Source organism: Hymenobacter sp. APR13 (assembly GCF_000737515.1).
In the GTDB taxonomy this organism is placed as follows: domain Bacteria; phylum Bacteroidota; class Bacteroidia; order Cytophagales; family Hymenobacteraceae; genus Hymenobacter.
On record NZ_CP006587.1, the window covers coordinates 2502140 to 2524002 of the forward strand.

Consider the following 21863-nt stretch of genomic DNA (forward strand, 5'->3'; position numbering starts at 1 on the left):
TACTGTCTGGCAGAGTACGACCTACTGGAGGTGCCCATTGAGGGCGCCGGCCACTTGTTTGCTACGCGAAAGCTGAAGCTTCTTCAGCTGTTTCACTCTCATCCGGATTTATGGATATGCTGGTCCGCCCTGTTTCCGAGCCATCCACTGCCCGCGCACTACCTGTCATTGCCGCTCCCCAACCAGACGATTGGACCTGGGTGATGTGCGGAGCATTGTTTTGTCTGCTACTGATTGCCCGCCTGGCTGGCGGCTTGCCGGGGCCCGGCGCGGCCGGAACGCTACCGCCAGCCGCCGTGGCGGTGCCAGCTACTACACCGCCCGCTCCCGTGGCAGCTCACACTGTGGTGTCGCGCATCTAAGGCCCGCCTAGACTTTAGCTGATGGGTACTTTGCGCAGAATGGCCTCAATCAGGTCCTGCGTCCGGATGCCGTCGGCCTCGGCCTCATACGTGAGCAGGATACGGTGATTGAGCACGTCGCTGGCTACATCCTTAATGTCTTCGGGCAGCACGTAGTCGCGCTCATCGAAGTAGGCCACGGCCTTGGCGGCGCGGTGCAGCGCAATACTGGCGCGCGGGCTCACTCCAAACTGCACGTACTGCTGAAACTCGGGCAGGTCGTAGTCGGCCGGCCGGCGCGTGGCAAACACCAACTCGATGATGTACTTCTCCAGGGTTTCGGAAATCTGCACCTGGTTGATCTGCTGTCGGATGCCGAAGATGTCTTCTTTGGTCAGAATGGGGCTGACCTCGCCCACATAGCTCATGTTAGCCATGCGGCGCATCACCTCTAGCTCGTCGGTTTTCTTGAGGTAGTCCACAAACACCTTCATCATAAACCGGTCTACCTGCGCCTCGGGCAGCGGGTAGGTGCCTTCCTGCTCTACTGGGTTCTGAGTGGCCAGCACCAAAAACGGCAGGTCCAGCGGGTACGTGGTTTCGCCGATGGTGACCTGCTTCTCCTGCATGGCCTCCAGCAGGGCACTCTGCACCTTGGCCGGGGAGCGGTTCACCTCGTCGGCCAGCACCAGGTTGGCGAAAATGGGCCCCTTCTTCACCTCAAACACCGACTGGTTCTGGTTGTAAATCATGGTGCCCACTAGGTCGGAGGGCAGCAGGTCGGGTGTGAACTGCACGCGCTGGAAGTGCAGGTGCAGCACCTTTGACAGGGTGCTGATGGTGAGGGTTTTGGCCAGGCCCGGTACGCCTTCCAGCAGGATGTGCCCTCCGGTGAACAGCCCGATCAGCAGCCGCCCGATCATGTACTGCTGGCCCACTACTACCTTGCCCATCTCCGCGAATACCTGCTTTATTTTCTGCTGATAATCGGGCGGGGCAGTGCTGAGGTTGGGCGAGGACGGCATCATACGCAGAGGGTAGGAGTGAGGTTAAAGGTAAAGAAAGTGGGTAGCATCTGTATATACGAGCCGGATGCCGCCGTGCTTCCTGCTTCCCGGACTGAATGGCCCTAGGTGTAAAAAACTTCGGGTAAAGGTGCCGGCCCTAAAGCCAGCGCCCCCTGCATCTACGTATCCGTATGCAACGCTGCTGCTGCCCGCTACCGAACTGCTCCACTATACCCTACCCTGGCAGCTGAGGAATAAACTGCTATTTTCACTGCATGGACACCGTTTCTACCTCTTCCACCAACTCAGTATCCGTACACTCGCTACGGCGCTTTTTGCTGCTGGCCGTTGGCATGTACTTGGTCTGGTTTTTTGGCTACGAACAATGGCTCCGAGACGCTAATCAGCTAGATCCGGCCTTATCCAGAAACATCGCGCAGGCTTCTACTTGGTTGCTACAAGCGCTGGGGTTTCCGGCCAGCCTGAACGCCAGTAGCCCGCAACTGCTGCTTATCGAGCAAAAGCCGGCCGTGTTTGTGGGCAATCCCTGCAATGGTCTGGTTCTGTATGCGCTGTTTACCGGGTTTGTGCTGGCGTATCCGGGGCCGGTAGTGCGCAAGCTGTGGTTTATTCCAACGGGCATGCTGCTGATTTATCTGCTAAATGTGCTTCGGGTAGCCGCTTTGGCGCTGAATCATCTGTACGCCCATAAGTCCGTTGATTTCAACCACCACTACACGTTCACTTTCATCGTGTACGGCTGCATTTTTCTGCTTTGGATGTGGTGGGCACGTCGTTTGGCCCTTGTGGAGGCTCCTTCCCCCACGTACTAGGCATGGCCGAAACATTTGGTACTTCTACTTTGGTAACCACCCACTCTAAGTGGACAGGGCTCCGATTCCTGCGACTAACGGCAGTGGCTGTATTAATCATGCTGCTTTTTCTGTGCGGTATATATGATGAGACCGTGTTCACCATCCTGGGTCCTGCTTGGCAAAAAGTTGCTACAACTCTAGGCTTTTCCGAGCAGTTGGCGCGCCTGCAGCAGGGGATAAGCGGCGAAGTGGTGAAGCGCAGTCTGCCAGTAGTAGCTACCTACGCATTGCTTTACCTGAGCCTGTCGTTGCTGCTGCTGCGTTTGCTGTTGCCCGCCCGCCGCATGCCGCTGGTTCTGAAGCTGTATGGCTTCGTGATTTTGGCTTACATCATCCTTCTTCTTGTTGGCCGCCTCACCGGCAACGTCCCCTGGGTGTATCAGCTCGGGCGCCGCCTCATCGATTTTCTCGTTTCGCCGCTGCCCATCATCATCCTAGTGTGCCTGCTACGGTGGTTTAGGCCTGCCTCACTTCAACGCACCGGTCACAGCAGTTAGCCAAAACAACAATGGCCTTTCGGGATAACCGAAAGGCCATTGTTGTTTCGTACCAGAGACGGGACTTGAACCCGTACTTCCTTGCGGAAACGGCAGTTTAAGTGCCGCGTGTATACCAATTTCACCACTCTGGCGAGTGACTCACTGCCCACAAGCCTTGTTCTTTCCCCTGTAGGTGGTAGTCAAGGCGTGACAGTTGGGGCAAAGTAAGCGTAAATTCTCGATTCTGTTGTCATTATTGACCCCATTGATGTGGTCCAGTTCCAGCGGAATCGGCTGCTGGCACCATTCGGTAAGCTGGCACTCTGAGCATTTGCGGTCCAGTATTCCCGCCTCCAACAACCTGTTTTTGAGCTTGAAAGATTGATAAATAGAGCCCCTGACCAACAAGTCCTGTAAGGTAGCAGTAGGCCGCAAATTCCGGTACCGCTCGCCCTGGTTCCAGGCTTTCCCGGTGAAATGCCCGGTAGCCAGCCCCAGACGCCGGATGCGGGCGTGCACGGTTTTGTAGTTGCCGCCGGCCGGCACCAGTCCCAGCCGCCCCAGTACCTGCGCCACCGACAGGCACTCGGCCACAATTCCGGCAAATACCTCGTCTGTGACTCTGGGCTTCATATTCAGTTAGCAGTTGGCTGCTGAAGATACAAAGCCGAGTTTGCCGGGCGGCAACTGCACCGGCATAAAACAAAAAAAGGATGCTTCCGAAGAAACATCCTTTTTGAGCGGGAGACGAGGTTCGAACTCGCGACCTCGACCTTGGCAAGGTCGCGCTCTACCAACTGAGCTACTCTCGCTTTTGATCTTGGCGCCGTAGTGGCGTTTTGATGTGACAAAGGTAGAAGAAGAATCCCTGAAGTCAAGCGCACAGTCTAAAAAAAGTGGCTACTCACGCCAGAAAAAGGCTTTGTCACCTGATTTTCAGGGAGAAAAATTTCAATAAAAATTCCCCCGTTCTGCTGACACCTCCACGGCCAGACGTATTTCGCCCCGCCCGATGCCGGTGTATTTCCCTGCAGACAGAAAAAAACCGGAGCGGGCGGGGCGAAAAAACGAGCCAGCCGCCGCAAAACTTACTTCCCGTCGGCGGCCAGCTTCAGCTCATTCAGCTTCAGCAGGGCCTCGATGGGGGTGAGCGTATTCACGTCGAGGCGCTCCAGCAGTTCGCGCACTTTCTCCAGGGCCGGGTCGGCGGGCTCGAACATGCTGAGCTGGAGGCTGGGCCGCGGGGCGTTGTGCACGGCCGCGGCGGGCTGGGCTTTCGGGCCCCGGCGGGCCGGTTCGGGCGCGGCGGCAGCGGGGCGGCCGTTCAGGGGCACCACCTTACCGCCGGCCGGCTCGCTTTCCAGGCCGGCCAATACATCATCGAATTCTGTGGCGGTGTCGGCATCTACGCCGGTGGAGGTGCGCTCCTGCTCCAGGTGGTGCATGATTTCGTTGGCGCGCAGCACCACCGAGGCGGGCATGCCGGCCATGCGGGCCACGTGGATGCCGAAGCTGTGCTCGGAGCCGCCTTCGCGCAGCTTGCGCAGGAACAGGATGCGGCCATCGGCTTCCTTCACGGCCACGTTGTAGTTGCGCACGCGCGGGCAGTCGTCGGCGAGCTGGTTGAGCTCGTGGTAGTGGGTGGCGAAGAGTGTTTTGGCCGTGAAGCGCGGGTTGTTGTGCAGGTGCTCCACAATGGCCCAGGCAATGCTGATGCCGTCGTAGGTGCTGGTGCCGCGCCCGATTTCGTCCATTAGCACCAGGCTGCGGTCGGAGAGGTTGTTGAGGATGGAGGCGGTTTCGGTCATCTCCACCATGAAGGTGCTTTCGCCCTTGCTCAGGTTGTCGGAAGCGCCCACGCGGGTGAAGATTTTGTCGATGACGCCGACGTGGGCCGCATCGGCGGGCACGAAGGAACCGATCTGGGCCAGCAGCACAATCAGGGCCGTCTGGCGCAGCAGGGCCGATTTACCGGCCATGTTGGGGCCCGTAATCACCACAATCTGCTGGTCGTCCTGGTTGAGGCAGATGTCGTTGGGGATGTACTGCTCGCCGGGCGGCAGCTGGCGCTCAATCACGGGGTGGCGGCCGGCTTTGATGTCGAGCAACGTGCTGTCGTCCACCACCGGTTTCACGTAGCGGTGCTGGCGGGCGGTGGCGGCGAAGGAGGCCAGGCAGTCGGCCACGCCAATGGCGCGGGCGTTCTGCTGCACCTGGGCCACGTACTCGGCGGCCGTGAGCACCAGCTCGTTGTAGATGCGCTGCTCAATCACGAACAGCCGCTCCTCGGCGTGCAGAATCTTCTCCTCGTAGGTTTTCAGCTCCTCCGTGATGTAGCGCTCGGCATTCACCAGCGTCTGCTTCCGAATCCAGGTGGTCGGCACCTTGTCTTTGTGGGCGTTCGTGACTTCGAGGTAGTAGCCGAACACCTTATTATAGGCCACTTTCAGCGACGAAATGCCGGTTTCCTGGATAGCGCGCTGCTGCAGTTGAAACAGGTAGTCCTTACCCGAGAAGGCCATGGCCCGCAGCTCGTCCAGCTCGGCATCCACCTTGTCATTCAGCACGCCGCCCTGGTTGGTGAGGATGGGCGCATCTTCCTTGATCTTGGCCCGGATTTCCTCGCGCAGGGCGGTGCAGGGGTTGAGTTGGTCGGCCAGCTTCTGCAACGCCCGGATGCCGGAGGCGGCCAGCTGCTCCCGGATGGGGCTGATGGCTTCCAGGGCGCGGGCCAGCTGCAGCAGCTCACGCGGGTTGATGCGGCGCACGGCCACCTTGGAAATCAGCCGCTCCAGGTCGTTGATCTGGCGCAGGTGCAGCAGCAGGTTTTCCAGCAGCTCGGGCGTCTGGAGCAGGGCCTCCACCGTATCGAGGCGGCGCTGAATCTGGGCGGGCTCCTTGAGGGGCAGCACCACCCACTTGCGCAGCAGGCGCGCGCCCATAGGCGTCACGGTCTGGTCGAGGATGTCGATGAGGGGTACGCCGCCTGGGTGCTGGGCCTGCACCAGCTCCAGGTTGCGCACCGTAAACCGGTCGAGCCACACGTATTTATCCTCCTCCAAGCGACCGATGCTGCCAATGTGGCCCACATCGGTGTGCTTGGTTTCGGCCAGGTAGTGCAGAATGCAGCCGGCCGCCGTGATGCCCTCGCGCAGCCCGTCAATACCGAAGCCCTTGAGCGAGGTGGTGTTGAAGTGGCGGGTGAGCAGGTCGTGGCCGTAGTCGTGGCCGAACACCCATTCTTCCAGCGCGAAGTGGCAGTAGTCGGGGCCGAAGTGGTCCTCGAACTCGCGGCGGCTTTTCTTGCAGAACAGCACCTCGGCGGGCTGGAAATTCTGCAGCAGCTTGCCCAGGTAATCGATGGTGCCCTGGGCCACCAGGAACTCGCCGGTGCTGATGTCCAAGAAGCTCACGCCGGCCTCGTGCTTGCCGAAATGCACGGCGCAGAGGTAGTTGTTGGAGCGGCGCTCCAGCACGTTGTCGTGCAGGCTCACGCCGGGCGTGACGAGCTCCGTGATGCCGCGCTTGACGAGGCCCTTAGCCAGCTTGGGGTCTTCGAGCTGGTCGCAGATGGCCACGCGCTGACCGGCGCGCACCAGCTTGGGCAGGTAAGTATCGAGGGAATGGTGGGGGAAGCCGGCCAGTGGGGTTTCGGAGGCCGTACCCGCCCCGCGCTTGGTGAGCGTGATATCGAGAATGCGCGAAGCCGTGACGGCATCCTCGCCGAAGGTTTCGTAGAAGTCGCCCACCCGGAACAGGAGCACGGCCCCGGGGTGGGCCTGCTTGAGCTCATAGTACTGGCGCATCAGCGGCGTATCCACCACGGGGGCGGGCCCCAGCGTGCCGTGCGTGCGGATGGGCTTTTTGTTGGGGTCGGCGGCTTTGGTTCTCACAGAAAAACGGAAATTCGGGAATATGGGGGCGGGGCGGCGTAGCTGTTCGGTATACCAGCACGTCATGCTGAGCGAAGCCGGAGGCGCAGTCGAAGCATCTCGCGTGCTGACGTTGCAACGGTAATTCAACGTCAGCACGCGAGATGCTTCGGCAAGCTCAGCATGACGTTCCTTTTCGGCAACGAGACCACGCGACTCAGCCCTAACAGCCGCCACCCGGCCGGGCGTTCCTACCTTTGCGGGCATGCGCAAACTCTCGATGGAAGAGCTGAACCGGCTGACGGTGGCAGACTTCAAAAATACGCGAAAATTCCCCCTCACCCTAGTGCTCGACAACGTGCGCAGCCTTCACAACGTGGGCGCGGCCTTCCGCACGGCCGATGCCTTTGCGGTAGAAAAAATCTGGCTGTGCGGCATTACGGGCCGTCCGCCCCAGCGCGAAATCACCAAAACGGCCCTCGGCTCCACCGAGTCGGTGGCCTGGGAATACGCGCCTACTACCCTGGAGGCGCTGCAGCAGCTGAAGGCCGCCGGTTACCAGCTGATTGCCGTGGAGCAGACCACCGGCAGCGTGCCCCTGCCCGAGTTCCAGGTAGAGGCCGGCCAGCCCTACGCCCTGATTATGGGCAACGAGGTGTTCGGGGTGGAGGATGAGGTGCTGGCTTTGTGCGACGCGGCCGTGGAAATCCCGCAGTTCGGCACCAAGCACAGCCTGAATGTGAGCGTGGCGGCGGGCGTGGTGCTGTGGGAGTTTATTAGCCGGATGAGTGCAGGTAACGTTCAGTAAAACAGATGATTGTATATATAGCCTGTGGCTCAGAGAAAAACAGAATTAAGATAGCTGGAAAGGAAATATTGGCAGGATAAATCCGATTTACTGTGTAGATTTGAAACGAGTCATCGATTTTTTTGATGATTTTTTCATTTAACTGCCTTGCCCATCCTTCATTTCTACTTTCCTAACCGGATGAAACAATCTTTTACTCTGCCGGGTACCCGTGCCCTAGCGGTGGCTGCCATGCTGGCCATTCCAGGCTTGGCGGCCGCCCAACAAGCCCCTCTAAACCGCGCACTGGCTGCGCTGAGCACCACTGCTGTTCGTCAGGGGCTGAGTGAGCAGGACCTCGCCAGCCCAGCTGTCACGAGCAACTACACGGATGCCAGCACTGGCCTCACCCACGTGTATCTGCGCCAGCGCTATCAGGGCATTGAGGTAGTAGGGGCTGTGGCAAACGTCACGGTTGCCAACAATGGCAAGGTGGTAGCGTTGCACCAGAACTTCGTGGCGGGCACCGCTGCCAAGGCCCGCACTACCGCGCCTGGCCTCACGCCGGCACAGGCCGTGGCCGCCGCCGCCCGGGCTCTGAATATGCCCGCTCCCCGCTCGCTAAGCGTGGAGAAAGCCGGCCAGCCAGCTGAAGGCATGACGTTCAACAATGCCGGTATCTCGCTGGAAAAGATTCCGGTGAAGCTCATGTACCAGCCCACGGCCAACGGCGAGCTGACGCTGGCCTGGGACGTAACGCTTGCCCCGCTTGATGGTGAGCATTACTGGAACGTGCGCGTAGACGCCCAGACAGGTGCCCTGCTCGACCGCTACGACTATAGCATCTCAGAGCCGGTTTCGTTTGCCGAGATGACGCAGAATGCCTTGGCTTCGCGTAGCTGGTCGCAGGTATTAGCTCCTGCTCCTGCACCTGTAGGCAATAAGGTGACGGCCCCTAACTCTTACAACGTCATCCCGCTCACCATCGAAAGCCCCAGCCACGGCCCGCGCCAGTTGTTGGTAAACCCGGCTGATCCGGCGTTTTCGCCGTTTGGCTGGCACGATGTAAACGGCGTGGCCGGCGCTGACTCCACCAACGCCAAAGGCAACAACGTGTATGCCTACCTGGACCGCGACAACACCAACGTCTACAAGAAAGGCACCAGCCCGGAAGGCGGCGCCACCCAGATCTTCGACTTCCCTTTCGACCAGACCCTGCAGCCTGATGGCTACAAGGATGCTGCGGTAACCAACCTGTTCTACTGGAGCAATATCGTGCACGATATTACGGCCAGCAAAGGCTTCACGGAAGCTGCCGGCAACTTCCAGGTGAAAAACTACACCTCTACCGGCGGTGTAGACACCCCAGGCGGTAACGACCCAGTGCAGGCGCAGGCCCAAGACGGTGCGGGTCTGCCCACGCCAAACCGCAACAACGCCAACTTCTCGACGCCCAACGACGGCTTTGCTCCCCGGATGCAGATGTACGAATGGACGGGTAACGTACAGGTACGCGTGACGGCCCCAGCTACCCTGGCTGGCCCGCTGACAGCACAGGAAGGCGCTAATGGACGTCGGATCGAGCAGTTTGCGGCCCCCATCACCGGTAGTCTGGTAGCCGTGAACGACGGCTCGGCCCAGCCCATGCGTGGCTGCAACCCCACGTTTGTGAATGCTGCGGCTATCAATGGCAACATTGCCTTCATGCGGCGCGGCAAGTGCAGCTTCTCGCTGAAAATCAAGAACGCGCAGAATGCCGGCGCCAAAATGGTCATCGTAATGGACAGCATTGTCAACTCGACGGCATTGCTGACAATGGCTGGCACCGCTCCGGATTCCGTGGGTATCCGTATTCCTTCGGTTTTCGTGAGCACTGTAGAGGGTCTGCGCCTGAAAGCTGCTCTTGACGCCGGTCAGACCATTACCATCACGGCCGGCTCTACGGCTCGCCGCGACGGTGACTTCGACAACGGCATCATTGCCCACGAATATGGCCATGGTATCTCCAACCGCCTCACTGGCGGCCGCCTCAACTCCAGCTGCCTGCCCAATACCACGGGCTTCGAAACGATGGGCGAAGGCTGGAGCGACTTCTTCGGCTTGTGGCTGACCACTAAGCCCGGTGACGTAGGCACTACGGGCCGCGGTATCGGTACGTATGCCGGCTCGGAGCCAACCACTGGGGATGGCATCCGGACGCAGAAATACAGCACCGATATGTCCATCAACGATCTGACTTACGCTGATTTGGGCACGGCCAACTACAATGCTACCCACTCAGTAGGTGAAATCTGGTGCTCGGCCATCTGGGACATGAACTGGGCCCTGATCAACCGCTACGGCTACAATGCTGACCTGCGCGCCCTGACCGGCGGCAACAACGTTGCTTTGCGCCTGGTGCTGGAAGGCATGAAGCTGCAGCCCTGCCGCCCCGGCATGCTTGACGGCCGCAACGCCATCCTGAAGGCTGACTCCGTGCTGAACGGTGCCGCTAACTCGGCCCTGATCTGGCAGGTATTCGCCCGCCGCGGCATGGGCTTCAACGCTGTACAGGGTCTGTCGACTAGCACCACCGATAACACGGCTGGGTACGCTACTCCACCTGCTTTGAGCACCAGCAAGCGTTTGAGCGAGCAGATGCTGGAGGTGTACCCCAACCCCGCCCGCGACCAGGTACTGGTGCGCACGCAGGTAAGCAGCAAATCCGCCGTGTCGGTGCAGCTGCTGACCCTGATGGGCCAGGTGGTACGCACGCAGTCAGTTTCGGCCGCTACGTTGCAGCAGAACGGCGTGCAGGTGAACACGGCCGAGCTGGCCAATGGCGTCTATGTAGTGCGTCTTACCACTTCCGAAGGCACCATTACCAAGAAAGTATCGGTGCAGCACTAAGGGCACCCGCAAGCGCCGCCGTGGCGGTGGTTTGCGCGGCCTGCCGCACCATCTGAAGAACCCGCCCGACAGCCAGTCGGGCGGGTTTTTTGTTGCTCTCTTTTCCTCCTTGCTTTTAGCCTCCGATGCTTCCTGATTCTCCTGGCTTAACCCGGACCGATGCGGCCCTGCTAGCCCTGCGCCCCCAGCTGCCGCAGGTACTGCCCGCCTCTGGCGACGCCACCGCCGCCGACTTCCTACACCACACCCTGCGCCCGCTGCTGAAGCTGCAGAACGACGTGCTGCTGGTCACCGTGGCCGATTTTGTGCGCGACCACCACATTGCCTTGGCGGCTGCCTCCGGTGCCGAACAGGCCCGGCTGCTGGCCGAGCTGCTTACCCGCAACACCAAGCTGCGCTACACCGTCATTGGGCTGGTGTGCGGCCTGTTTACGGCGGCCGAGCTGAGCTACTACCGCCACAACCGATCCGAGCTGAACCGCCGGCTGCTGGAACTGGCTACCCGCCGGATACAGGACCAAGCCGCTGCTGTAGCTACGTTGATTACCGCCGAGTAACGCGCTGCTGGGCCTATTGGCTCGCTCACGCAATGCAAAAGGGCCCGCAACTACAGTTGCGGGCCCTTTTGCATTGCGTATTTCCGGAGTTAGTCGTACTGCGAGTCGCGCAGATGCACGGGCGTGGTTTTCTTGCGCAGGCGCATGTTGAGCACTTCTACTATCAGCGAGAAGAACATGGCGAAATAGATGTAGCCCTTCTCGATTTCCTTGTGGAAGGCTTCCATCACCAGCATCACCCCAATCATAATCAGGAAAGAGAGGGCCAGCATCTTGATGGTGGGGTTGCGGTTCACGAAATCGGCGACTACGCCCGAGAACACCAGCATTACGCCCATCGACAGGATAACGGCCAGAATCATGATCAGCACGTTATCTACGAGACCCACGGCCGTCAGGATAGAGTCGAAGCTGAACACTATGTCGATCAGGATGATCTGGAAAATCACGCTGCCGAACGACACGCCTGCCTTGCCGGCCTCGGTTTCCTCTTCCTCGCCCTGCAGCTTGGTGTGGATTTCGGTGGTGCTCTTGCCGATCAGGAACAAACCACCCGCCAGCAGAATCAGGTCGCGGCCGGTCACGCCGAACGGCTCGCTCATCCAGGGCAGGTTCAGGGTAAACAGCGACGCCTTCAGGCCCACAATCCAGCTAATGCTCAGCAGCAGCCCGATGCGGCACAACAGCGCCAGCAGCAGCCCAATGCTGCGGCCCCGCTTCTGCTGCGCCTGCGGCAGCCGATTTACGATGATAGAAATGAAGATGATGTTATCGATGCCCAGCACGATTTCCATGAACGTCAGCGTGAGCAGGCTGACCCAGGTTTGCGGGTTGGAAAAAACCGAAAAGTCGAAGTGCATAAAGGTTGAGAGGCTGATGACGGATGTAGTGGTGGCAGGCGCGGGACGGTGCTGCTGGCGTGATGGGCTTATGGTTTTGCCCTGACCGCAACAAAGTCACGGCCAATATATCGACGCCTTTAAAATCAGCGTATCCGCTAGCTTTTCATGTTCACGAATTGTAGCGGCTGGCCAATATCGGCAGAACGCTGGCGCAGCAGGGCAATGACACCCTGCAACTCGTCAATTTTCTTGGCCGTTACGCGCATCTGGTCGTCCTGCATCTGCACATCCACTTTCAGCTTGGCGTCCTTGATGGCTTTGCTGATTTTGCGGCCCACTTCTTTGTCGAGGCCAGCACGCACCTTGATGGTTTTCTTGATAAGCTGGCCGCTGGCCTGCTCCTCGGCCGAGAAGTCGAGGGCTGTGCCATCGATGCCCTGCTTCACCACGCGGCCTAGCAGAATGTCTTCCAGCGCCTTCACGCGCATAGAGTTTTCGGAGCTAAGCAGGATGGTGTTTTCTTTCTTGTTGAGCTCGATGCCGCCTTTCGTGTCGCGGAGGTCGTACCGGGTCTGCAGTTCTTTCTGCGCCGTATTCACGGCATTTTCCAGGGTTTGCGGATCTACTTTGCTGACGATATCGAAGGAGGCCATGGGAAGAAGAAAAGGAGGAAGTGAAAGGCAGTACGCCAAACCGGCGCGGCGGTTGGCGTGGGCCGCAAAGGTAGGAAGGCGGGGCTGATTGCCGGGCTCCTGTTTTCGAGTATCCTTGCGCCTGCTCCCTCGTATTCCACCGCCGATATGCCCCTACTGACGCCCCAAACTCCTGCCGAATGGGCGGCCTACTACCGCCTCCGCTACGAAGTGCTCCGCCAGCCCTGGCAGCAGCCCGAAGGCTCGGAACGAGTGCCGGAAGACAACCTGCCCACCACCGTACACGCTCTATCCCTAGACGAAAGCGGCCACGCGGCCGGGGTGGCTATGCTACAGGCCGCCGGCCCCGAAACCGGGCAGGTCCGGTTTATGGCCGTGGCACCCGCGTGGCAGGGCAAGGGTGTAGGTCGGCAGCTGCTGCTCCATCTGGAGGCTGCCGCCCGGCAGCGGGGTTACAGCCGGCTGATGCTGCACGCCCGCGAGGCGGCCGTGCCCTTCTACACCCGGCTCGGTTATATGATGCAGGCGCCCTCGCACACGCTGTTTGGCAGCGTTACACATTTTCTGATGCACAAAGACCTGGAGCCGCTAACCGCCTGATCGGGCAAGTGCGGGCACATTGAGCGGCTTCAACGAGGTGGCGTTGTATATTGCTCGGCATGCCGCCTTGTTGGTGTTGCTTAGCTCTCTCTCCGCCCGCCACTCTTCATGGAACCACTTCCCGACGTAGCCACACTCGTGGCCATCTACAACCAGATCAACACCTACGGCCGCACCAACGGCATGACCCTGACCGTGCACAGCCCCGGCGACGCCGAATACCGCATGACCATCCGCGACGAGCACCTGTCGTCGCCAGGGACCTGCCACGGCGGCGTGCTGGCCGGGCTGATGGATGCGGCGCTGGGCGCGGCGGCCCTGTCGCTGGCTTTCACTGCCGGTGAGCTGGTATCGACGGTGGAGTTCAAGATAAACTATCTGCACCCGGTGCGGCTGCACGATGCGCTGGTAGCCCGGGCCCGCGTGGAGCATGCCGGCAAAACGCTGCTGGTGAGCAGCGCCACCATTGAGTGCCCTGGCCGCGACGGTGGCCTAGTCGTAGCACGCGGCATGGGCACCTTCAACCGCTACCCCGCCGACAAGCGCGACTTCCACCGCCTCCTGTTCCCGGATGCCGAGCCGCAGGAGTAGTGATTAATAATTAGCCCAAGTTGCGGAGAACAGTATCTGGTGCTAAAAAGCTAGTTCCCTTCCTTGGAAAGGAGGGGCTAGGGGTAGTTGACAATCGTTGAACGGCTTTTAGAAATAGATTCTAGTAATCGTTCTGGCGTCTATCACACCACCCCTAGCCCCTCCTTTCCAAGGAGGGGAACTAGAGCTAGGATCATAGTCCATAGCTTGAGGCAACCAATCAACACAATAAAAAACCGCCAGCTGCTCGGGAGCGGCTGGCGGTTTTTTAGTAACCCATAAGGGCACCGGGAGGCGTAGAGCCTACAGGTGCTCCGATGAATCGGCTGACTCGTGCTGGGGGTGCTCCTCGTCATCGTACTCGTCGCCTTCTTCCATAGCGGGAGCGGCTACTTTGCGTACGTTGCGGGCGCAATCCTCGTCGCGGTGGTTGCGGCCCACCGTGAATTCCACCCAGTCGCCTTCACGCAGTTCGTTGAAGTCGCCTTCGGCCATGTCGGCGTAGCTGAAGAACAGGTTGTTTGGCGGCATCACCACGAAGCCGAACCCGTTTTTCAGGTTCTTGATGGTGCTGATTCCTACCGTGCCTACTGGGCCGGCAGCCGTGGGGCCGGTGGGGCGCACTGGCTTGGCAGCAGCCGGGTAAGGCGTAGGCTCCGGCGTGTTCACAAACATGGTTTCGATCAGCTCGTCGGCATCGGCCAGGCCCTGGTCGATGATTTCGTGCATCTGCACCGGATAGGTGGCCTGCTCCAGCAAGTGCTGCGAGGCGCGCGTCACGCGGGCTTCGCCTTTGAAGTCCACGTATTTGAAATCCCAGTTGAGCAGCATTACCCGCGTGCCAATGGTATTGAGTTTCTTGATGAGCGGCACGTAGTCGGAGTCGCCGGCAATCAGCACCACTACGTCGTAGCTTTTGTGCAGGGCCAGTTCCAGCGCCTCCAGGCTCAGCCACACGTCGATGCCTTTTTCCTGCAGACGGCCGTCGCGCGTTTTCAGGGGCATGTAGTGCGTAGCAATGCTCATGTTCATCAGAATATCGTCGAGCAGCCGGTCATGGAACAGGCGGTCCTTGTCGCGCGCCTCCGTGGCCGATAGCCGGCCGCGGAAGAAGTGGGCGTCAATGATGCGGCTCAGACGTACGTCCACGTCCTCTTCTTCTGCTACCTGATGGCGGATAAACTCATGCAGACCTTCCAGGCTAATCCGGGCCTTACGCTCATGCTGGAAGTAGTAGTAATCACTGATCTTCAAAAAATAATTGCCGTCATAAAAGACGCCGACCCTAATCAGAGGGCTATTAATCTGGTTCATACAAAAAGGGTTGAAGGGTAAGTAAAAAAGGTGTGTGGGGGTAGGGGGGCAGTTAATTTCTTTTCAGCTTCAGCCATTGCTGGCATAGTCTGATGCCAAAGATACGATACCTATTGTTTTAGCTGCCTGCATGATAGACTATATTCGGTGCCTGCCCAGGATTGCAAGCCAAACCAGACAAAATACCAGTTAAAGCTACCTGAACACTATCCGTTGCTATCTGCACTATCAGCTGCTACACTGCCCCGTCGCTATTTCCACAGAGACCCACAGAAGGCCACCGGCGCTGACTACGAAAGCCACGCCCCGGAAAAGTGACTGTAATATTAAATAAAATATATTTTACATAGGCCTATTCCTGAACGAATGATCATATATGCAAAGTGCATTTCGGCGCTAATCTAGTAAAACCGAGCATTACCCGCCGAAATTATACCAGACGACTTTAGGTGACTCCAGCCAGCCGGGTAATCAGTACAGCAAAAGGTGCTGCCGGCCGCATATTACATGGCGTTGTATGAAGACCGTATGAACCAGCTGCAGGCTGTAATCTGGATTTGCGGGTGTATATTGTTGATAATGAGTTGGCTGAATGTATACACGCGAAGTGAATAAGGCAGAGGGCAGCACCCGGTAGCCACTGCCCTCCGTCTGACCAACAAAAAGCAGGCAGTGAAAATGCCTTTACGCCTGTATGGCTACGATGTTATACCTAAAATTCAATTCTGCCTGCTACCAGCCCCAATACCAGCATGGCATATCCGACGCAGATGGTCACCTCCAGCATGTTGCCGCTGGGCGAGCCGGTGCGGATCAGCGGAATCTTGAACGACGTGTCCTGTAGCGGCATTAGCCACTTCACGCCGGCTTTGGTGAGGGTGTCGGCCAGCAGGTGCGACACGTAGCCACCACCGGCAAACAGCGCCACGCCGTGCCAGCCCAGGCTCTGGTTGGCCAAGTGGCCGATATAGGTCCAGAGGGCGGCGGCCCAGAGCGTGTGCGTCCAGGAGCGGTGGCTGGTGAAGGGCGCAATAGCCACGAAGCAGCCCAGCATGCTCAGCCACAGAAAACCAGTGTACAGCCCCGCCACCACCGTGCACAGGCCCGTGAACAGCAGCGCCAGCCGGCGCGTAGAGTCGCCCTGCATGGCCGCGCCGATGAGGCCGAACGCCAGCGCCGCCGTGAAGCCCATGCGCCGGTCGGGGCCGATGGGGAGCATGAAGTGGGTGTAGGCGGCCAGCAGCAGCGCCACCACTACAAAGGCCCAGCGCACATAGGCCTGCGCGAAGCCCAGGCGCTTGCTGAGGCGGGAGCTGGGGTGGTCGAGGTCGGGAGCCAGGGCCGAGAAGCCGGCCAGCGCAATGCCGGCCGGGGAGAAGGGGATGCCGGGCACCAGGCCCGCGACGGCAACGCCGGTAATCAGGCCAATGGCCAGGTGAGAAGAACCGCGCAAAGAAGATAAAGTATAAAGGGCGAAAACTGCCTGCAAAGGTGCAACAATAGCCGCGGCTACCCGCCTTCCACGTTCTTAGAAGCTGTTTAAGTTAGCGCGTAGCTTTGAAAATGCAACAGAAGCGGTACAGCTCGGATATAACGGAACGGCAATGGGCGAAACTGGCCCCGCTTTTTGTGGTGCAGCGCACCAGTAAGTGGCCGCTGCGGGCGGTAGTCAATGGCATCTTCTACGTGCTCAAGAACGGGTGTGTATGGCGCGACGTACCGGCGGACTTTCCCCCTTGGCCTACGGTGTACTACTATTTTACCAAGTGGAGTGCGGATGGTACGTGGCAACGCATCAGCACCTGCCTGACGGTGGAGGTGCGCGAACGGGCAAAAAAAACGCCCAGCCCACGGCCGCTATCCTCGACAGCCAAAGCGTGAAGAACACGGCTACCAGCACGCGCCATGTGGGCTACGACGCGGGCAAACGAACGAAGGGGCGCAAGCGCTTTTTCCTCGTGGACACGTTAGGCAACCTGCTGGCTTGCTGCGTGGTCGGGGCGAACTGCCACGACGGGGCCACCGCCGCCCGGCTGTGGGACGCGCTGGCGGTGGGCAACGAGCTACTCGACCGGCTGCAGACCGTGTTCGTGGACGGCGGCTTTGGTCGCCGCTTTCGCCAGCACTTGGCCCAACGCGGCCTGCAAGCTCAGGTGCCCAGGGGCGTAGTCGTGGATAAAGGCCGGTTTTTCATCCATGCTAGGCGCTGGGTGGTCGAACGTAGCATTGCCTGGGCCGGCACCAACCGCCGCTTAGCCAAAGACTACGAACGAAAAACCCAACACGCCACAGCTTGGCTCTGCCTGGCAAACATCCGACGACTTACCAAGCTAACTTAAACAGCTTCTTAGAAAGCAGCGGGACGCATAACAGGCTGCAGCCTTAGGCTACAGTGCCGGAAGGAGTACCGGGTAGCTTCCGGCTATAAAGTAGATGCCTTGCTCTCAGAAGCACAGATACCAGTTCATGGCCCTACGCTATAAGAGGTATGGCCTAGCCTACCACTTGCCGGAACTACCTTTCAAGTGGCCGCGGATGTCCTGGACCTGCGTTTCCAGCAAGGCCAGGCCGCGCCGGAAGGCGTCGGTGGCTTCGGCCTGCGCCTGCTCGGGCAGGGGGCCCTGCTCCTGCACCTGCTGGCGTACCTGCCGGAGATGGTGCAGCAGGTTGTCCCACTCGTCGCTGCCTGGTTGGTTGTGCGTATCTGCCATTGCCCTATGCCCCCCCCGGGCGGTGTTAGACTGCATGAACCCGGAAGATACGGCAACCGGGCGCAAGTCGGACGGAAACTTTCGGGGCCGCCCGGTGGTATTGAGTACCGCGCCCCGCCGGCGCCTGTCAGCCTGCCTCGCCCGACCGGATTTTCATTCGGCCGGGCTTCTACCTTTGCCTCCCCCTCTAGCCGATACTCGTTTTGAAGGTCACCGATTTACTGAAGCTCTACGCCCTCGACCCCACCGGCATGACGCTGGGCGCGCGCCTGAACCCGGCCACCCGGCACTCCTTGCGGCCCGCGGCCACGCCCGAAGCGCCCGTGCGCCTGCACCTGCGCGGCCTCGTGGGTTCCCAGGATGCCGTGCTGGCCGCCGCCGTGCACCAGGAGTACCCCGACCAGCACCACCTGTTCATCCTCCACGACCGGGACGAGGCCGCCTACTTCTTGGCCGACCTGCAGCACCTGCTGCCCGACGAGGAGCCGCTCCTGTTCCCGACCTCCTACAAGCGCCCCTACAGCTTCGATGAGACGGAAAACGCCAACGTGCTGATGCGGGCCGAGGTGCTGAACAAGCTCAACTCGCACCGCGGCCCGAAAACCACCGCCGAGCAGGAAGCCGACGACGCAGCCGACTCTGCCGAAACCGACGGCCAGCCCAAAGGCAAGAAGCGTGGCAAGGCCAGCGCTAAGGAAACCGCCGGCGTGCTCATCGTGACGTACCCCGAGGCCCTGTTCGAGAAGGTTATCAACAAGAAAAGCCTCGTCGCCAACACCTTTCTGGTGAAGGTGGGCGACAAGCTGGACGTGAACTTCGTGAGCGACATGCTGGCGGAGTACGACTTTGAGCGGAGCGACTTTGTGTATGAGGCCGGCCAGTTTGCCGTGCGCGGCGGTATCGTGGATATTTTCTCGTATGCCAATGAGCTGCCCTACCGCATCGAGCTGTTCGGGGATGAGGTGGAGACAATTCGGACGTTTGACCCTGAAAGCCAGCTGTCGGTGGAGAAGCGGCAGCAGGTGAGCATCATCCCGAATGTGCAGACCAAGCTGTTGCAGGAGACGCGGGAGGCGTTTCTGGAGTTTATCCCGAAGAACACCGCCGTGTGGGCCAAGGACGTGCGCCAGACGCTGGACGTGGTGGACGAGTACTTCGACAAGGCCGAGGCGGGCTTCCAGGAGTTGCTGGCCGTGGCGGGCGGCACCCAGGTGGTGAGCAAGCCGGCCGAGTTATTTGAGTCGGCCAAGACGCTGCGCAAGCTGCTGGAAGGGTTTGCGGTGGTGGAGTTCGGCAAACGGTTCCACTTCAAGACCGGCGCGGAGGAGCTGCAGTTCAGCGCCAAGCCCCAGCCCAGCTTCGGCAAGGACTTCAACCGCATCGTGAAGAACCTGCACGACAACCAGGCCAAGGGCTACACCAACATCATTGCCGCCGAGCAGGTGCGCCAGGCCGACCGCCTGCGCACCATTTTCGACGAGCTGGACAACAACGTGCAGTTTCAGCACCTGCTGCTGGGCCTGCGCGAGGGGTTCATCGACGAAACGCTGCGCCTGGTCGTCTACACCGACCACCAGCTGTTCGAGCGGTTCTACCGGGCCCAGGAAACCCGCAAGTTCTCCAAGAAAAAGGCCCTCACCCTCAAGGAGCTGCGCACCCTGGTGCCCGGCGACTACGTGGTGCACCAGGACTACGGCATTGCCCGCTTTGCCGGCCTCACCCAGGTGGAAATCAACGACCGACTGCAGGAGGCCATCCGGCTGGTGTACCGCGACGACGACGTGCTGACCGTCAGCATCCACGCCCTGCACAAGATTGCCAAGTACAGCGGGGCCGAGGGCACGCCGCCTACCATGAGCAAGCTGGGCTCGCCGGAGTGGGAAAACAAGAAGAAGAGCGTCAAGAAGAAGGTGAAGGACATTGCGGCCGAGCTGATCCGGCTGTACGCCAAGCGCAAAACCGCGCCCGGCCACGCCTTCGCCCACGACTCCTTCATGCAGGCCGAGCTGGAATCGAGCTTTATCTACGAGGACACGCCCGACCAGGCCAAGGCCACCGAGGACGTGAAGCGCGACATGGAGGTGCCCCACCCCATGGACCGCCTCGTGTGCGGCGACGTGGGCTTCGGCAAGACGGAAGTGGCCATCCGGGCCGCCTTCAAGGCCGTGGCCGATGGCAAGCAGGTGGCCGTGCTGGTGCCCACCACCATTTTGGCCATGCAGCACTACAAAACCTTCCGGGAGCGGCTCGGCAACCTGCCCGTGACGGTGGAGTACGTCAACCGCTTCAAAACCACCAAGCAAATCAAGGAAACCCTGGGCCGGGTGGCCGACGGCAAAACCGACATCCTCATCGGCACCCACCGCCTCACCAACAAGGACGTGCAGTTCAAGGACCTGGGCCTGCTGGTGATTGACGAGGAGCAGAAGTTCGGGGTGAAAACCAAGGACAAGCTCAAGGAAATCAAGGTGAACGTGGACACGCTCACGCTCTCGGCCACGCCCATTCCGCGCACCCTGCACTTCTCGCTGATGGGCGCCCGCGACCTATCGGTGATTGCCACGCCCCCGCCCAACCGCCAGCCGGTGCAAACGGAGCTGCACGTGTTTGATGAGCTGCTGATTCGCGACACCATTTCGCGGGAGCTGAAGCGGGGCGGGCAGGTGTTTTTCGTGCACAACCGCGTGAAGGACATCGAGGAGCAGGCCAGCATGATTCTGCGCCTCGTGCCCGATGCCCGCGTGACCTACGTGCACGGCCAGATGGACGGCGACTTGCTGGAAAAGCGCATGATGAAGTTCGTGGACGGCGACTACGACGTGCTGGTAGCCACCACCCTCATCGAGTCGGGCCTCGACATTGCCAACGCCAACACCATCCTCATCAACCGCGCCCACATGCACGGCCTCAGTGACCTGCACCAGATGCGGGGCCGGGTGGGCCGCTCCAACAAAAAGGCCTACTGCTACCTGCTCACGCCCCCGGTGGCCGGTTTGCCCTCCGATGCCCGCAAGCGCCTAAGCACCCTCGAAGAATTCTCGGACCTGGGCGCGGGCTTCAACGTGGCCATGCGCGACCTGGACATCCGGGGCGCGGGCAACCTGCTGGGCGGCGAGCAGTCGGGCTTCATCAACGACCTGGGCTTTGAAACCTACCACCAGATTCTCGACGAAGCCGTGCAGGAGCTCAAGGAAACCGAGTTCCGCGACCTGTTCCTCGGCGACCCTAACCAGCGCCTGCAGGAAGCCGCCGGCACCGGCCGCCCCAAGGAGTGCAACATCGAAACCGACCTGCAGGTGCTCATTCCGGACCGTTACGTGAGCAGCGTCTCGGAGCGCCTGCAGCTCTACAGCAAGCTCGATCGGGCCAAAAACGCCGAGGAGCTGCGCAAGCTGCTCACCGGCATCGTGGACCGCTTCGGGCCGCTGCCCGCCGAGGTGGAGCAGCTCGCCGACATCGTGCGCCTGCGCTGGCTGGCCTGCCAGACCGGCTTCGAGAAGCTCACGCTCAAGAAGAACCTGCTCAAAGGCTTCATCCCGGCCACCAACAACGAGCCCTACTTCCAGGGCGCCACCTTCGGCAACATCCTCAGCTACGTGCAGACCCACCCGCGCTCCGCCTCCATGAAGGAGCGCAAAGAACAGCTCATCATCTCCTTCGAAGACGTGAAAAGCGTACAGGCCGCCAAACGGATTCTGAGCGAGCTGGTGAGTGAGGAAACGGTGGGGGTATGATAGGGGCTACCTATGCAAATACCTGTTGAAACAAAAGGTCACTGAAGTAATTCAGTGACCTTTTGTTTCAACATGCAGATATCATAGGATCCTCATAACGATGCTCAATTCCTAACCTCCATTCACCGAAGCGTAGTGGTTTCGTATTGGCAGCAAGCAAGGCATCTAGCTTTGTTGTCCTATTAAATCTATCTCTAGAGCCTCCTTTGGCTTCATTATATGGATCTGTAACAAAAATAGCCTAGGTTTTTTAAGAACATGAGTAGTGTTTAAAAAGAATTGAGATAGAACTCCCATCATAAAGTCGTTTAAACATGTTAAAAATTTTTCTCTTATCTTTTCTATTTCAAATCCTTCTGAACTTGCTATGTCCCTCAGCTCAACTATATATATGTTAAAATCTCCTTGACTGCATCTAATAATTATCAAACAGTCTGGAGAAGGGGGGCGCTTAATTGAAAGACTATTATAATATTCATCCACCTTTATTATGATAAAATCATCTTTGTTTATTGCAGGGTCTACACACGCAGCAAAACCATTCTCACAGCACTCATCTTTTATATGCGGGAGTATTAGAGCAAAACTTCTTAGATTATTAATTAACATAT

Annotated in this window: 18 protein-coding genes, 2 tRNA genes and 1 pseudogene; 10 read left to right on the forward strand and 11 right to left on the reverse strand. The window is 59.5% G+C overall.

Annotation, left to right across the window (positions count from 1 at the left end; translation table 11 throughout):
- Positions 1-376 precede the first annotated feature (376 nt).
- Complete coding sequence (locus N008_RS10400; protein WP_231569675.1) at positions 377-1369, reverse strand: AAA family ATPase; 993 nt, start codon at positions 1367-1369, stop codon at positions 377-379.
- Positions 1370-1623: 254 nt separating this feature from the next.
- Between N008_RS10400 and xrtX the strand changes: the two genes are divergently transcribed.
- Together xrtX and N008_RS10410 are read left to right on the forward strand one after the other, a co-directional pair.
- Complete coding sequence (xrtX, locus tag N008_RS10405; RefSeq protein WP_071884519.1) at positions 1624-2181, forward strand: exosortase X; 558 nt, start codon at positions 1624-1626, stop codon at positions 2179-2181.
- A 2-nt stretch (positions 2182-2183) separates the two neighbouring features.
- Complete coding sequence (locus N008_RS10410) at positions 2184-2720, forward strand: XrtX-associated membrane protein (protein WP_044015804.1); 537 nt, start codon at positions 2184-2186, stop codon at positions 2718-2720.
- A gap of 50 nt (positions 2721-2770) precedes the next feature.
- On the opposite strand, the gene N008_RS10415 is transcribed toward N008_RS10410, so the two are convergent.
- The 4 genes from N008_RS10415 to mutS form a co-directional block, all read right to left on the reverse strand.
- Positions 2771-2854: transfer RNA gene (locus N008_RS10415), tRNA-Leu, on the reverse strand.
- Positions 2855-2861: 7 nt separating this feature from the next.
- Positions 2862-3335 carry an HNH endonuclease signature motif containing protein gene (locus N008_RS10420; protein WP_044015806.1) on the reverse strand — a complete coding sequence of 158 codons (474 nt, stop codon included), beginning with the start codon at positions 3333-3335 and terminating at the stop codon, positions 2862-2864.
- A 106-nt stretch (positions 3336-3441) separates the two neighbouring features.
- Positions 3442-3514, reverse strand: a tRNA-Gly gene (locus N008_RS10425).
- A gap of 276 nt (positions 3515-3790) precedes the next feature.
- On the reverse strand, positions 3791-6508 hold the full coding sequence (gene mutS, locus N008_RS10430) for a DNA mismatch repair protein MutS (protein WP_044018607.1): 2718 nt from the start codon (positions 6506-6508) through the stop codon (positions 3791-3793).
- A gap of 331 nt (positions 6509-6839) precedes the next feature.
- On the opposite strand from mutS, the gene N008_RS10435 reads away from it, so the two are divergent.
- The 3 genes from N008_RS10435 (at position 6840) to N008_RS10445 (ending at position 10807) form a co-directional block, all read left to right on the forward strand.
- Positions 6840-7382, forward strand: coding sequence for an RNA methyltransferase (locus N008_RS10435; protein WP_044015808.1), 543 nt, complete (start codon positions 6840-6842; stop codon positions 7380-7382).
- A gap of 180 nt (positions 7383-7562) precedes the next feature.
- Entirely contained in the window at positions 7563-10250 is a 2688-nt protein-coding gene (locus tag N008_RS10440; RefSeq protein ID WP_081910739.1) for a T9SS-dependent M36 family metallopeptidase, read from the forward strand.
- Positions 10251-10375: 125 nt separating this feature from the next.
- A complete protein-coding gene (locus N008_RS10445; protein ID WP_044015810.1) occupies positions 10376-10807 on the forward strand; it encodes a hypothetical protein in 432 nt (143 codons plus the stop codon).
- A gap of 89 nt (positions 10808-10896) precedes the next feature.
- Here the strand turns inward: N008_RS10445 and N008_RS10450 are convergent, their stop codons facing one another.
- Both N008_RS10450 and N008_RS10455 read right to left on the reverse strand, forming a co-directional pair.
- The gene (locus N008_RS10450; protein WP_044015811.1) at positions 10897-11667 is read right to left on the reverse strand and encodes a TerC family protein; all 771 of its coding nucleotides are present in this window, start codon (positions 11665-11667) and stop codon (positions 10897-10899) included.
- A 137-nt stretch (positions 11668-11804) separates the two neighbouring features.
- Entirely contained in the window at positions 11805-12302 is a 498-nt protein-coding gene (locus N008_RS10455) for a YajQ family cyclic di-GMP-binding protein (RefSeq protein WP_044015813.1), read from the reverse strand.
- A gap of 147 nt (positions 12303-12449) precedes the next feature.
- On the opposite strand from N008_RS10455, the gene N008_RS10460 reads away from it, so the two are divergent.
- Positions 12450-12902 carry a GNAT family N-acetyltransferase gene (locus tag N008_RS10460; protein ID WP_044015815.1) on the forward strand — a complete coding sequence of 151 codons (453 nt, stop codon included), beginning with the start codon at positions 12450-12452 and terminating at the stop codon, positions 12900-12902.
- 108 nt (positions 12903-13010) lie between these two features.
- Positions 13011-13493 (forward strand): PaaI family thioesterase, encoded by a 483-nt coding sequence (locus N008_RS10465; protein ID WP_044015817.1) that lies wholly within the window; start codon positions 13011-13013, stop codon positions 13491-13493.
- A 303-nt stretch (positions 13494-13796) separates the two neighbouring features.
- Here the strand turns inward: N008_RS10465 and N008_RS10470 are convergent, their stop codons facing one another.
- Positions 13797-14807 carry an NYN domain-containing protein gene (locus tag N008_RS10470; RefSeq protein WP_044015820.1) on the reverse strand — a complete coding sequence of 337 codons (1011 nt, stop codon included), beginning with the start codon at positions 14805-14807 and terminating at the stop codon, positions 13797-13799.
- Positions 14808-15519: 712 nt separating this feature from the next.
- Positions 15520-16260, reverse strand: a complete 741-nt coding sequence (locus tag N008_RS10475) for a metal-dependent hydrolase (protein WP_052381425.1) — start codon at positions 16258-16260, stop codon at positions 15520-15522.
- A 110-nt stretch (positions 16261-16370) separates the two neighbouring features.
- Between N008_RS10475 and N008_RS24275 the strand changes: the two are divergent.
- Together N008_RS24275 and N008_RS10480 are read left to right on the forward strand one after the other, a co-directional pair.
- A pseudogene (locus tag N008_RS24275) lies at positions 16371-16544 on the forward strand (transposase); the annotation flags it as partial.
- A complete protein-coding gene (locus N008_RS10480; protein ID WP_231569681.1) occupies positions 16544-17146 on the forward strand; it encodes a transposase in 603 nt (200 codons plus the stop codon). The pseudogene N008_RS24275 and the gene N008_RS10480, both read left to right, overlap by 1 nt.
- Positions 17147-17305: 159 nt before the next feature.
- On the opposite strand, the gene N008_RS10485 is transcribed toward N008_RS10480, so the two are convergent.
- Complete coding sequence (locus N008_RS10485; RefSeq protein WP_044015822.1) at positions 17306-17518, reverse strand: hypothetical protein; 213 nt, start codon at positions 17516-17518, stop codon at positions 17306-17308.
- A gap of 203 nt (positions 17519-17721) precedes the next feature.
- On the opposite strand from N008_RS10485, the gene mfd reads away from it, so the two are divergent.
- Positions 17722-21252, forward strand: a complete 3531-nt coding sequence (mfd, locus tag N008_RS10490) for a transcription-repair coupling factor (RefSeq protein WP_044015824.1) — start codon at positions 17722-17724, stop codon at positions 21250-21252.
- A 165-nt stretch (positions 21253-21417) separates the two neighbouring features.
- Here the strand turns inward: mfd and N008_RS23150 are convergent, their stop codons facing one another.
- Entirely contained in the window at positions 21418-21861 is a 444-nt protein-coding gene (locus N008_RS23150; RefSeq protein ID WP_156109213.1) for a hypothetical protein, read from the reverse strand.
- Positions 21862-21863 lie beyond the last annotated feature (2 nt).

What these genes read in the sequence shown, in the direction of transcription:
- xrtX (WP_071884519.1), top strand. Translation starts at nt 1,624, where the DNA reads ATGGACACCGTTTCTACCTCTTCCACCAACTCAGTATCCGTACACTCG.
- mutS (WP_044018607.1), bottom strand. Translation starts at nt 6,508, where the DNA reads ATGCGCCAGTACTATGAGCTCAAGCAGGCCCACCCCGGGGCCGTGCTC.
- N008_RS10455 (WP_044015813.1), bottom strand. Translation starts at nt 12,302, where the DNA reads ATGGCCTCCTTCGATATCGTCAGCAAAGTAGATCCGCAAACCCTGGAA.
- N008_RS10400 (WP_231569675.1), bottom strand. Translation starts at nt 1,369, where the DNA reads ATGATGCCGTCCTCGCCCAACCTCAGCACTGCCCCGCCCGATTATCAG.
- N008_RS10445 (WP_044015810.1), top strand. Translation starts at nt 10,376, where the DNA reads ATGCTTCCTGATTCTCCTGGCTTAACCCGGACCGATGCGGCCCTGCTA.
- N008_RS10465 (WP_044015817.1), top strand. Translation starts at nt 13,011, where the DNA reads ATGGAACCACTTCCCGACGTAGCCACACTCGTGGCCATCTACAACCAG.
- N008_RS10410 (WP_044015804.1), top strand. Translation starts at nt 2,184, where the DNA reads ATGGCCGAAACATTTGGTACTTCTACTTTGGTAACCACCCACTCTAAG.
- N008_RS10485 (WP_044015822.1), bottom strand. Translation starts at nt 17,518, where the DNA reads ATGGCAGATACGCACAACCAACCAGGCAGCGACGAGTGGGACAACCTG.
- N008_RS10435 (WP_044015808.1), top strand. Translation starts at nt 6,840, where the DNA reads ATGCGCAAACTCTCGATGGAAGAGCTGAACCGGCTGACGGTGGCAGAC.
- N008_RS10460 (WP_044015815.1), top strand. Translation starts at nt 12,450, where the DNA reads ATGCCCCTACTGACGCCCCAAACTCCTGCCGAATGGGCGGCCTACTAC.
- N008_RS10450 (WP_044015811.1), bottom strand. Translation starts at nt 11,667, where the DNA reads ATGCACTTCGACTTTTCGGTTTTTTCCAACCCGCAAACCTGGGTCAGC.
- N008_RS10420 (WP_044015806.1), bottom strand. Translation starts at nt 3,335, where the DNA reads ATGAAGCCCAGAGTCACAGACGAGGTATTTGCCGGAATTGTGGCCGAG.
- N008_RS23150 (WP_156109213.1), bottom strand. Translation starts at nt 21,861, where the DNA reads ATGTTAATTAATAATCTAAGAAGTTTTGCTCTAATACTCCCGCATATA.
- N008_RS10440 (WP_081910739.1), top strand. Translation starts at nt 7,563, where the DNA reads ATGAAACAATCTTTTACTCTGCCGGGTACCCGTGCCCTAGCGGTGGCT.
- N008_RS10470 (WP_044015820.1), bottom strand. Translation starts at nt 14,807, where the DNA reads ATGAACCAGATTAATAGCCCTCTGATTAGGGTCGGCGTCTTTTATGAC.